This is a genomic window from Haloactinopolyspora sp., assembly GCF_027324685.1.
Lineage (GTDB): Bacteria > Actinomycetota > Actinomycetes > Jiangellales > Jiangellaceae > Haloactinopolyspora.
The window spans coordinates 1-12,539 of record NZ_DAHVSH010000045.1 but is presented as its reverse complement, the minus strand read 5'-3'; the positions used below and the strand labels follow the sequence as shown (position 1 = coordinate 12,539).

The following is a 12,539-nucleotide window of genomic DNA, read 5'->3' as shown; positions in this document are numbered from 1 at the left end:
ATACTCGCCCCGGGCAGCACGGCGTAGACGTATGCCGCGTCGGTCGGGTCGACGCCGTGATCGAGGTACATCGTCACGTACCGTCGCGTGATCGGATCCTGCGGACCGCCGACGTTGATCTCGTACCAACTGCCGGTGCGCTCCTCACGGACTGCGCTGAGGCTGGTACCGCCGGGGAAGACGTAACCGCCGAATCCCTCGAGGTGCGCCCAGCGCGCGTCCGGGATGGTCTGCTCCCACCCCGGCTCGGACGGCGTGGTGCGCCCGTTCACCTTGAACTTGTGCGTTCCTGCGGCGCCGAGGTTGCGCTGGTCGATCGTGGTGTCGACGGCGTAGCCGTCGGCGCAGGTGATGCCGGCACCCAAGCAGATGACGGCATCGTCGACGCAGAACCACGATTTGCGGCCGCTGATGGTCGACTCCAGCGCCTGGAAACTCTGGCCGAGCGTGCCGTATTCACCGTCGGTCGCGCCGCCGGCCCACGCCGCGGTGGGCGGGGTGTCGTTACCGATCCCGTCGGCCAGCGGCTTGCGTGACACCGTCGTACCGGGCATCCGGTAGGGGTCGGCGGTGGGCCAGAAGGCGTCGGTGTACTGGTCGTTGCCGAAGTCCGAGCCCCACCAGTAGGTCATGCCCACGCCGGTGTGCCAGCCGTGCAGGTTCTCGCCGTTGATGGACTCGTAGAACGCCGTGCGCACCGACCGCATCGAGATCGAGAACGCCCACCCCGGACGGCGGTGGACTGCCTGATCCATGCTGGCGAAGATCCGGTGCTCCACCGGCTCGGGCAACGCCTCGATGCTTGGATCGTCGAGCACGTTCGCAGCCTCGGCGACCGCCGCCATGGTCAGATACGTGTTGTCGTTGTACAGCGCCGGGGACTCCCGCTGCAGCCAGCCCTTGGCGATGCCTTTCCAGCGAGCCGACTCCTCCGGCGAGCCGGCTGCCGCCATCCGCAGCACGCCGGCGGTCATGACGTGGCCGCGGTAGTGGTCGCCCTCGGCTTCGCGGCTGTTCGTCCGGCCCGACACCGCGTCCATGCACAGTCCGTTGTAATTGAACGGGGCGAAGCTGTTCTCGATGCTGTCGAACAAGACCTGACGGTTCGGGTCGACGATCTCCCAGGTCGACCCCGCCAACAGGGCGAACAGGCCGGACACCGATTGAAGCAGCGAGATGCCGTACGAGCCGGTGTAGGCGTAGATCCCGTGCTGGATGAACGAGCCGTCGCGGTAGAAGCCGTCGCCTTCGGTGACGTACACCATCACCGGCGACAGCCCGTCGCGCGCCTTGACCATCATCTCCGGTGTCTTGCCGAGAACCCCGCGCACCGCGGTGACCTCGCACAGCCAGCCGCGGTTGGCCCCGGCGGTGCGATCGATGGCGCCCGGGTCGACGAAGTGGTCGATGCGCTCGACGTGCCTGGCGATGCGCTCGGGCCCCAGTTCGTCGTAAAGCAGGACCGAAATGTCGTTGAGCGCCTGCGGCGAGCCGATCAACCAGTCCCACCAGTTGTCGAACCAGTTCGGCGGCGCATAGATCGTGGTCGTCATGTAGTCGGTGCCCGCGACCGCGGCCTCGGCCAGTTCCGTGTCACCGGTGTGGCCCGTCCCGGGCAGCACGTACGCCATCGCCATGGTGCGCAGGCGGCCGAAGCTCATCGTCATCGGCCAGGTCTGCTCGTCCAGTGGCAGGTCGGGCCACAGTGACTCACCATCGAGGGTCATCTCGGCCAGATGCTGCTCGGCCGCGCTGCCGATGGAGGCGAGGCGGCTGGCGAACGGCTCGCGGCTCGGGTCGTACCCGGTGCCGGTCACCAGGTCTCGCCACCGGAGGCGAAGCTCGTCGTACTCGTCTGCCGCGAAGGCCGGGCGCGGCACGGTGATCGCGGGGACGAGGCCCGCGGCCGTGGTCGCCAACCCGGCCGCTCCGACCGTGTGCAGGAACCTTCTCCGAGTCCACGTCATGAGCCCTGTCACTCCTCCGGTGCGGTTGGTCATCGGATGCCTGTGCGCGCCCCGCGGGAAACCTGCTGACGCCGATCCTGACCAACCTGAGCGGAGGTGTCAAGAATAATTCATAAAAGAATTTCAAATGACAAGATGTATGCCGCTATGAGCTGACGTGGGCACATTGAGTACATGCAGGAACGTGTGGGCCCGCCAGCCCCTACCGAAGCCGGTCGCTACACCTTGACCGCGAAGATCCGATCCACCCGTACGTGGTTCACCGCCGCATTCCCCGGCGGTGCGACGTAGGCGTACGTGGTCGAATCCGCCGCAGCTTCGTACGTCCCGGGGAACGCGATCTCGTGGTACTCGCCATCGGCGACGTCACCGACCGGCACGCTCGCCGCCTCCCCGGGCCACACGCCGAGCGTGAGCGCGGCTGAGTCCGGGTCGGCGGCTGCGGCGTCGGCGCGCACCGAGACATACAGCTTCCACCGCCCGTCGGCGGGCAGGATGTCCAGCGGTACCTGGACCGCCCAGTCGAGGCGGTTGCCAGGCATCTCGACGGCGTGACCGTTCGACGCGCCGACGTCCGCCACGACGGTGACGGCCGGCGCGTAGAGCACGAAGACGTCTTCTTGATGATCGACCCAGTCGGAGTCCGGCAGCCCGTCGACGACGGCCGGTGGTTCGGCTGGGCTACCTGTGGCCGCGGCCACCGCGCGAAACACCGGCACCAAGTCGTCCGGATCGCCGCCGACCTCACTGAGCTGAGTCAGCCCTGCGGCCGCCAGTTCGGCCTCGAATCGTTGCGTCCGGTTCACGACGTCCGGGTCCCAGTCGATGCCGTCCCGTTCAGCGACGAGCTTGAAGTAGCCGCTGCGCTGCAGAAGCAGGAGGTCGACGCCCAGCCGGACGGCATGCACGTGGCGTAGCAGGGTGGGCTCGTCCCGGACGGCGTTTTCCGCCTGGTCGAACAGCTCGTCGGCCCGGGCCAGCGTGGCGAGCCCGAGGTAGGCGGCGTCGTCCGGGGTGTACGCGCCGAGCATGGTCGAGGTCTGCTCCACCGCATCGTGCATGAGTCGCATGTAGGTGTAGATCGGCTCGGCTGCGGGCCCGTAGTACCCGTCGAGGAACTCCCGGATCAGGGCATCGGGATCCAGCGAGGGATCCCAGAGCAGCCGGCTGATCACCCACACTCGTAGCTGAGTGAACTCCGCGCCCGAAGCGTTCCAGGCGCTCTGCCCGAAGTAGCCCTGCATGGTCGGCACCTCGGCCAGCGACCGAATCGCCTCGCCCATCGCCCACCAGTCCGGGAACGGCTGGGTGTACGACCGGAAGGTGCACAGGTAGGTCCACAACACGTTGTGTCGAGAGATCTCACCCCACTGGCGAATGCTGTCGGCGATCTCCTGATTCGTCTCGCTGAACAGTGACTGCCCGAAGTCGGCGTGAATCGGGGCGATCGTCATCACGACGTTCTCGTTCACCTGCAGGCCGGTCGGCGGGGTGAAGCTCCACATGTAGCCCTGGGTCGACAGGCGGGCGTCCGGAATCTGCTGCCGTACCCGGCTGACGACGTCGTTGATCATGTCGATCACCGGAGCGGACAGCGTGCCGCCGTGTTCGTCGGCGAAGGCCTGGCTCTGCGGGTCCGGCGGATCCCATCCGCGGTCCTCCTGGTAGAACGACGTGGAAGCATCCTGTCCGGCGGCGATGCGGCCGTTGATGATGTCCACGAGCTGGCCGGCCGCCGCCGCACGCGTGTCCGGATCCATCAGCGTGATCTGGCCGCCGTACCAATGCGACGGGTCGGTCACCACCTGCTGGAACGGATACTCGACCTCTTCGGGCCAGTACGTCGACCAGGTGTCGATCCCGTCGGACCGCGGCACCGTCCAGTACTGGTCGCGTAGCCCGTTGAGCATGTTGTGCTGTCGGTAGGCGGCATCGTTCGCGTCGCCGGCCAGCACCGTGCGGAACCGGAACCGCGGTACGTGGTCCGCGTTCAGGCTGCTCCGTGGTACTGACAGCTCCGGCGTGCTGGGTACCTTCGTGAAGTCCGGAGCGAACCACCGGACACCGAACAACCGGTCCAGGACCCAGTACACGCCGTACAGCGTTCCCCGCGAGTGCCCGGCGGCGACGACGACGCTCTGGCCACCGACGGCTCGCAGGGCGAACCCGTCGTCGGACAACGCGTCGTCGTCGATATCGGCTCGGCGGGCGATCGGGTTGTTCGGGCCGACGACGATGAGATGGTCGCGCGACGGCGGACGCTCGGCCTCGATGACCGGGAAGGTCGCCGAGGTGATCGACGTCAGATACGTCGCCAGCTCGTGCGCGGCATGACGTACGACCGCGTCCTCTCCGGCGCCCAGGTAGATCCGGTACCTCGTGCGCCCGGCGCGGGCGAACCGGATCATGGGTTCACCACCGGTGGCCTGCGCGGACCCGGACAAGACCCCCGTCGTGGCAGCCGCCAGTCCCACGCCGGCCTGCAACACCCTTCGGCGGGGTAGCGCACCCGGACGGGTCGAGCACCTACGGACCAGTTCACTCGACATGCGTGATCCTTCCGGTCGGTTCGAGGGGTCGCATGTCACCGTCGAACGGACCGACGGCGCGGACGGGTGTCCGTCATGGTTGAAGCGTTCCAAGCCCAGTTGCGTGCACGGTACGCCTGCGATCTCTCGCCGCCCAGAGCGCTGGCCTAACCTGGACAGATTCCGGCCGCCGCATCGCTGTGGACACGTCGTCGGCGCTGGCACCAGCTTCGTGAAAGCCGACGCCGGCCGCCCACCGCCTAGTACGCCGATCGCACCGCCGCCGGCCCGTTCCGGCCGATGCCGGAGCGGGCTGCAGCGGTCGTGACAGCCTGTGCCTGCCGGCGATCCAGCAGCCCGTCCTGGCGCCACTGATCAGTCAGATCCCGGACCACTCGGACGAACTGCCCGTGCCCGGCGAACGGCGCCTCGGCCCACACCAGGTCGAGGAACGTGCACCCGTCGCCCAGATGCTCGTTCGGCACGCCGGAGTCCTGGTCGTCGAACACGATCGTGGGGTCGTCGTGCCCACCGGGACAGGCATCGGGAGCGAGCTCGTAGAGCCGCTCGAGGGTCTGCTCGACCGAACCGCCCTCGTCGTCATGTGCGGTGACACGCACCGACACCGCGCCCGAGGAGCGGTCCGACGGCGGATGCTGCAGGCTCACCCGGTAGGTCCCGTCCTCGCGGGGCTCGACCCCGGCAGCCCGCCAGCTTTCGCCGTCGTCGAAGGACACCTGGACGTCCACCGCGGTGATCGCCGCCTCCGCGCCGAGCTGATGGTACGGCTCGACGACGAAGCTGAAGCCATGCTCGGCAACGGTGGTGTTGTCCAGGGCCAGGTTCGACAGGTCGTAGCCGAGGAAGATCATCGAAGCGGGGCTGCAGGTCGAACCGGCTCCGATGCAGCGATAGTCGTCGGTGTCCTCGTCGGCACCGGGGCGCGCCGAGGTGAACTCCCACCTGGTCTCGATGTTCGACCAGCCCGGAATGACGCCGAAGTTCAGGCGTTGACTGATGCCGACGCGCGCCCGGGCGGGTAGATCGACGGTGGGTATCGGCAGCGCGGCGTTACCCAGGCCCGGTATCCCGGAACGCTCCACGTACTCGACCGGGACCTCGTCACCGTCGACGGTGACGTGCAAGTCCTGATAACCCGGCACGACGCCGGTGTAGACCGGCCAGTCCCCTACCGTGAACGCCCCGTCCAGCCCGTTGGTGGTCTGGAAGAACAGGCTGAGCTGATCGGCGTGCCGACACGCCGCACATGCCGGCGGGATCAGGTCGTCGGCGTGATCAGCGACGGCCGTGGGGATCCGGACGACGCCGGGCACGGCCGCCGGCAGGTCCCAGCTCTGCGGCTTCGGCGGCCCGGCCGCGGCGAAGACGTCGAAGTCCATCCACGTCCTGGTAGGACCGAGGTACCAGCGGTTCCAGCTCAGGTCCGGGTCGAGGGGGCCGTAGTAGTCGGTTCGTTCGGCCGGGACGGCGAAGTCGAGCGAGCCGACGAACGAGCCGACGTCGCGCGGGCCGCGAACGTGAGCCGACGTGGAGGCGCGAGCGCCGGTCTCCGCGTGGTATCGGCTGGTGAACTCGACGAAGTCGCCGGCTGCCAAGGTCGTCGCCGGCGAGTCGGGAACGCGGCCGTCGTAGTAGACCTTCGGGTTGTAGGTGTAGGGCGTCTCCGGCGTCCCGGCATAACGCAGCTCAACCGGCCCGCGCTCGGCCAACTCGACGAGTTCGGTGCCTTCCTGCCGGCTGATCGCCAACACCGGCAGCAGGTCGGCCTCGCCGAACGTCAGTTGCTGCGGACCGTCCCAGAACTGCAGTACAGCCAGCGCACCCGCCTGCTGGGCACGAGCGGCGATGGCGCGCAACGTGGCATGCTCGGCGTCGCCGGCACGGGCCAGCACGACGGCGCCGCGGACGTCATGCGCAGCGAAGTCGGCTTCGCCGCCGGCACCGACGAAGATCAGCCGAGCCCGCCCGGAGCCGTCGACCATGGCTTGGTCGGCTCGCCCGAAATACGTCGGGTGCAGCGCCATCGGCGTGGGCTCGGCGACGCTCAGCTCGATGCGCGGATGAATCAGCGTTGGCTGGTAGAAGAGCTCGAAATGGCCGATGTCGACCGGCTCGGTCGGGATCGCGACATGGTTGATCCACGGCACCGAGACGGAGAAGGAGTTGAAGGTGTAGCCGTCCGCGGTCACGCGGTTGAATCCGACCATCTTCATGCCCGCCTCGCTGGGCTGCGGCGTGTCGACCTCGAGCGGCTTCGCCGCGTTGAGGTCGATGGTCAGCTCGGTGTCCGCGGTGACGACGACCTCCGGCAACACGCCGACGACCGAGGTGGGCCGGCCGTGGGCGTCGTAATAGTCCGGAAGGCCCCCGGTGTCGATCATGTACGTCCCGGCCGGCACGTCGAACACGGCCGAGGTGCAATTGTCGGTGGTGGGCACCGCGAGGTAGTACCGGGCGTCCTCCACGTCGTCCAGCACGCCGAGATGACCGGCCAGGCAGTTGTGCCAAGAGTCCTCGGGATACTCCACGTTGACCTGCACGGTGAACGTCTCCGGCTTCATCTGTACGCCCACCGACGTCGTGACGACGGCACCGGCGCCGTCGGTGGCGGTGACATGCCCACCGAACACCCCGACGACGTCGCGTGACTCGGTGAGCCGGACCTGCACGTCAGCGGTTCCATCGGCCGGTACGGTCAGGGACTCGGCACTGAGCTCGAGCAGCCCTGCTGGAGCCGGCTCGCCGTCCTGGCCGGTGGCCGAAAGCGAGAGGTCGAGCGTGGTCGGCGTCGTCGCGAGGTTCCGGTACGTCACGGTGCGCGTGGCCGTGCCCGCGTCGTGTGGCCACTCGCGGGATCCGAAGTCGGCCGCGGTGGTGGCGAAGACCTGCTGATCGACGACGCGAGCGACATCCACTCGCCCGGCGCCCTGCTCGTACGGCGAGTAGCCGGCGTCGTGAGCGGTGCTCGTCAAGGCGGACTTGATCTGTTCCCCGCTCCACTGTGGATGCTGCTGGGCGACGATCGCGGCAGCACCGGCCACATGCGGAGCCGCCATCGACGTTCCTGAAACGGTCGTGTAGTGCTCGCCCACGTGTTTGGCGTTCGGGATGGTCGTCCCGGCCGCCCGGGCGGCGACGATGTCCACGCCCGGCGCGACGATGTCCGGCTTGATCACGGAATCACCGACGCGAGGCCCGCGGCTGGAGAAATTCGCCAGCTGGTCGGCCTTGTCCAGGGCGCCGACGGTCAACGCGGCTTGCGCGGCGCCCGGCGAGCCGATCGTCGAATCACCCGGCCCGTTGTTTCCGGCCGAGATGACGAACAGGGCGCCGGATGCGGCCGACAGCTCGTTCACCGCCAGGCTCGTCGGGTCGGTGCCGTCGGTCGGGTCGGCGCCGATGCTGACGTTCACGATCTGCGCACCCTGGGCGACCGCCCATTCCATCCCGGCGATGAGCGCGGAGCTGGGGCAGTCACCGTTGACGAGGCAGACTTTGCCGACGAGCAGGTCAGCTCCTGGCGCGACACCGGTGTAGCGGCCATCGGAGCCGCCCCCGGTGCCGGCGATGGTGGAGGCCACGTGGGTCCCATGCCCGTGGCCGTCGACGACGTCCTCACCGTCGATGAAGCTCTTGCTTGCCACCACCGCGTCGCGCACGTCGGGATGGTTCGTATCGATACCGCTGTCCAACACGGCGACCGCCACCCCGCTGCCGTCGTACCCCGAAGCCCAGGCCCCCGGAGCACCGATCTGGGCCACACTCTCGTCCAGGACGAGCTTGGCCTTGCGGTCCAGCCAGATCGTGGCCAGGCCAGGCGCCAGCATCGGTTCGTCGTGGCGCGCGCGTGCGACGTCGCCGGCTTGCGCAGGCGAGTCAGATCCGCGGACGCGTCGCCAGAACGACTCGGCTGAGCTCTTGTCGACCGTGAGCGCCACCGCGTCGATGCTGTGCAGGGCCACCGGGTCCGAAGCCGCGGGCAACGTGTCGGCTGCGCGCGCCAACTCGTCCGCCTGCCGGCCCGCCGAGGGCGCATCGCGGTAGCCGACGATGACCGGCAGCCCGTCGGTGTCGGCGTCGGCATAGCCGTGCTCGGCGAGGTACTTCACGTCGAACAGCTCGCGGTCGAGCACGCCGGCGGTGACCAACGGCTGTGCCTGGTCGGGGATGACGTAGACACCCGTGGAGTCGCCGAAGGCGTGCACGCTGCGGGTGCCACTGTCCGGGTCGATGGTCACCGTGGCGTCGAACGACCCGTCGGCCGACGTCCGGTACACGACCTCGTCGCCGGTGATGAGCGTGATCCGGCTCGAGTGAGCTGTGTCGGCAAGCGCTGCCGGGCTGGTCGTCCCGGCAACCACGTGCTGGGGCGATTCACCCGGCGGCGGCGCCGCTGCAGCCGAAGCGGCCGCGAGCAGGAGCGCGCTGCCGACGATGCCGCCCTTGGCGACCGGTCCCACCGCACGTGCTCGCATAGCCCATCCCATCGTTCGACGACCGGACCGCGCCCGCGGAGACGAGGCCGCCCATCGAAGACGCCGCAGCCAGGCGGCGTAGCGGCGAGTATCCGGTGGCTGGATCGTCAGTGAAGCCGACCGGCACAGCGGAAGTCCAGACTTTGTCGTGTCCAGTAGCGGCGCCCGCCTTTTCCGGACATTCTCGACCCGACGAGCAGTGGACGGAGGCGGCATGCTGCAGGAACTCGGGATCAGCGAATTCGAGGAGCAGGTGTACCGGCGGCTACTCGGCGAACCGGAGATGACGGTGCCTGCGCTGGCCGCCGCATTGAGCACGAGCCCGCGCCGGGTGCGAGCGGCCACATCGCGGCTGTGCACGCTCGGACTGGCCACTCGTACCGAGGCCGGCGGCTACGCGCCGGTGAGCCCGGACGCCGCCATCGACGCGCTCATCCACCAGCGCGAGGCCGAGCTCGACCGGGTCCGGGCCGCGAAGCGCGAGTTGCTCGACGAGTTTCGCACCGGCCACCTCAAGCGCCAGCCCTCCGGGCTGCTCGAAGTCGTCAGCGGCCGCGAAGCCATCCATCGGCGATCCGTGGAGGCCCGGCTCGGTGCACGGTACGAAGTGCTCTCGTTCGACCAGCCGCCCTACGCCGCGCCCGAGGACTACGACGAAGTCGCGAACGAACACCCGGTACTCGCCCGCGGGGTCACCTATCACGTCATCTACACCCCGGAGTCGCTGCAGTTGCCCGGGCGGGTCCGGGCGATCACGGAGCTCGGCCGGGCCGGCGAGCAGGCCCGCCTCCTGCCGTCGCTGCCCATCAAACTGCACATCTACGACCGCAGCCTGGCTCTGGTTCCGCTCATCAGCGACCGGCACGCCACCGAGAGCATCGTGCTGATCCGCGAGTCCGGCCTCTTGGACGGGCTGATCGCGCTGTTCGAGGCGCATTGGCGCATCGCGCACCCGGTCACCGAAGCGCCCCGGGAAAGCCCGCTGACCGACGCGGACCGCGATGTGCTGGCCATGCTCAGCGCCGGGCTCACCGATCAGGCGATGGCCCGCCAGCTGCAGGTGAGCGTTCGCACCGTGCGCCGCCGGATCCACCGCGTCCTGGACCTCTTGGACGCCGCAACCCGCTATCAGGCCGGTGTGGCCGCAGCCCGCCGCGACTGGGCTTGACCGTACCGCGCGACGCCGCTGCTCAGCTGTGCCGCAGCGGCATGCCCGGGAACTCGAAACTGGTGATCGACGAGCCCTTGATCGTCGTGGAGTAGGCGTGGTGGTGATAGCGCTCGGGGCGCAACCGCGCCAGGTTCTCCGTCGCCGACGTCCGGGCGCGCTTCACCATGCCCGCGGGGGACGCGAAGGCGGACAGATCGAAGGTGACGGTGCGATCGGCGTCGTCGTAGGACACGTAGACGATCACCAACCGGCGCGTGCGCTCGTCGTAGGCGGCTACCGCGTCGGGATCACCGATGTCCACGAGAGTGAAGCCGGGCCGGATGAAGCGGACGTAGTTGGCGAAGCCGTAGTACTGCTTGGCGACGTAGAACCGCTCCGTGCCGGCCGTGTACGAGGCATGAATCAGTCCCCAGCAGGTGTCGGCGACACTGTTCTCCTCGATCGACTCCACGGCATTCCAGATGGTCCACGTGTCCGGCTGGAGCTGACGCAGATCCTGGTTCAGCCGCCGGGCCAGGTTCAGCGCATTGGTCACGTGCTGTGGCTCGTAGCCCGCGTCGCCCGGCGTACCGTATTCGGCCATCTCGATCGGCAACCCGCGCTCGTGCGCCCACCCGCGCAGGTCGTCGCGCGGGGCGTCGTCGCCGTAGGAGTGCGTGGACACCAAGCCCAGGTAGGCGGCGACGTCGTCGGCGTCGTAGTCGTCGACGGTGTCCAGCGTCCAGCTCGGAGCCCACTCCTCCGGCATGGACAACAGGGTGTCGCCGTCGAGTCCGGCATCAGCCAGTGCCCGCCCGACGGCGGTGAGCACCTCGGCTTGATACGGCCGGGAGTAACCGCAACCCTCCTGTCGGCCCATGGCCTTCCACCACGACGCCGCGGGCTCGTTCAGCGGCGTCAGCGAGTCGATGGTGATGTCCCATCGCCGCCGGAACAGTGTGACGACGTCGACCAGGTAAGCCGCGTAATCGTCGAGATGCTCCGGCAGGAGGTTGTCGCCGCCGTCGGCCGCGCCGGCGGTGCACCCGCTGCGCGTCCACCAGTAGTGCGGGCTGCTGACGAAGCTGCTGACCCGGTCGACTCCGCGGGCGATCGCCTCCTCCAGGACCCACCGTTGCCGGGCGTCCTGGGTGTCGTCCCATTCGCCGGGGCGCTCCGGCCAGAACGACGGGATGGTGGAGCCGAGCCGCATGTGGTCGTGCGAGGGGTTCTCGGTGGCGCCGATGTTGTATCGAGTGGAGTTCAGGCCCAGCCCTCGCCGGGGGTCGAAGAGCAGGTCGACGATCTCGGTGCGCGCGTCGACGTCGGCCCACCCGCCGATGATGTTGGCGCCCCACGACAGGGCGGTTCCCCAACCTTCCATGGTCCGCAGTCGTCGCTGCGGAGACACCCGGATCGGCGCGGTGGCCGCACCGGCCGAAGCGTGGCCCGGCACGCCGAGGGTCAGCAGGCCCGCGCCGACGAGGCCGGTCGTGACGACGGATCGGCGGGACGGGTGTGGCTGAGACGAAGCGGTCACGATGCCTCCACGAGTCGTGCCGGTGGGCCGCGAACCCCGGTGTCGAGCTGGCCGGAGCGGTTCGGGCCGGGACAGGGGCACCTTGGCAAACCCGACCAGCGATCGTCAAGATTTATTCATAAAACATGCTCTTTGCGCGCAGGCACGGTGAACCAGTCGCGCCGCTGCTACTCGCCGTTCGTCAACGCCGTCACGTCACGTTCGGATTGCGACAACAGGTGGAGCATGGCCCGCTGTGCGCCTTCCGGATCGCGAGCCTCGACGGCGTCGAGTACCGCTCGGTGCGCCGACACCGACTCCGCCCAGCTGCCCTGACCGTGGACGAGCAGGTCACGCGCCAACAGTCCGGTCTCGATCACCAGTTCCAGCCGCTGCAGGATCTCGTTGTGAGCAGCATGCAGGAGGGCGCGATGAAACTGCAGATCGGCGGCGACGACGGCGCTCGGATCGGCCGATGTGTCGTCCAGCATCGCTAGCGTCTCCCGCATGGCCTCGAGCTCCTCGGCACTGCGACGTTCGGCCGCCAACCGGGCGCCCGCGGGCTCGACGATGTAACGAACCTCGGCCAGGTTCTGCAGGAACTTCGCGTCGCTGCGCTCGGCGAACTGCCAGCGCAGCAAGTCCGGATCGAGCAGGCTCCACTCGGCCCGAGGCAGCACGTAGGTTCCTCGCTTCGGCCGCGCACTCACCAGGCCTTTGGCCGCCAGGACCCGGAGGGCTTCGCGCAGGACGGTCCGGCTGACGTCGTACTCACGCTCGATGGCCTCGACGTCGAGCGTCTGGCCGGGGGCGAACTCCCCCTTGACGATCCGAATGCCGATGGCGTCGACCGCCATGCCGTGCATGCCACGCCGGGCG

6 protein-coding genes are annotated in these 12,539 nt (G+C 68.7%); 1 reads left to right on the top strand and 5 read right to left on the bottom strand.

Annotation, left to right across the window (positions count from 1 at the left end; genetic code table 11):
- The 3 genes from M6444_RS06090 to M6444_RS06080 all read right to left on the bottom strand — a co-directional run.
- Window positions 1–1,967, bottom strand: a 1,967-nt coding sequence (locus M6444_RS06090; RefSeq protein WP_298324206.1) for a polysaccharide lyase 8 family protein, incomplete at its 3' end; no start/stop codon positions are given.
- A 218-nt stretch (window positions 1,968–2,185) separates the two neighbouring features.
- A complete protein-coding gene (locus tag M6444_RS06085) occupies window positions 2,186–4,516 on the bottom strand; it encodes a DUF4838 domain-containing protein (RefSeq protein ID WP_298324203.1) in 2,331 nt (776 codons plus the stop codon).
- Window positions 4,517–4,755: 239 nt separating this feature from the next.
- Window positions 4,756–8,991: a S8 family serine peptidase gene (locus M6444_RS06080; protein WP_298324201.1), complete on the bottom strand. Its 4,236-nt coding sequence runs from the start codon at window positions 8,989–8,991 to the stop codon at window positions 4,756–4,758.
- Window positions 8,992–9,205: 214 nt separating this feature from the next.
- Here M6444_RS06080 and M6444_RS06075 point away from each other — a divergent pair, with 214 nt between their 5' ends.
- Window positions 9,206–10,159 (top strand): LuxR family transcriptional regulator, encoded by a 954-nt coding sequence (locus M6444_RS06075; protein WP_298324199.1) that lies wholly within the window; start codon window positions 9,206–9,208, stop codon window positions 10,157–10,159.
- A gap of 22 nt (window positions 10,160–10,181) precedes the next feature.
- Here the strand turns inward: M6444_RS06075 and M6444_RS06070 are convergent, their stop codons facing one another.
- Window positions 10,182–11,681: a glycoside hydrolase gene (locus M6444_RS06070; RefSeq protein WP_298324196.1), complete on the bottom strand. Its 1,500-nt coding sequence runs from the start codon at window positions 11,679–11,681 to the stop codon at window positions 10,182–10,184.
- Between the two features lie 167 nt (window positions 11,682–11,848).
- On the bottom strand, window positions 11,849–12,539 hold a 691-nt coding region (locus M6444_RS06065), incomplete at its 5' end, for a FadR/GntR family transcriptional regulator (RefSeq protein WP_298324193.1).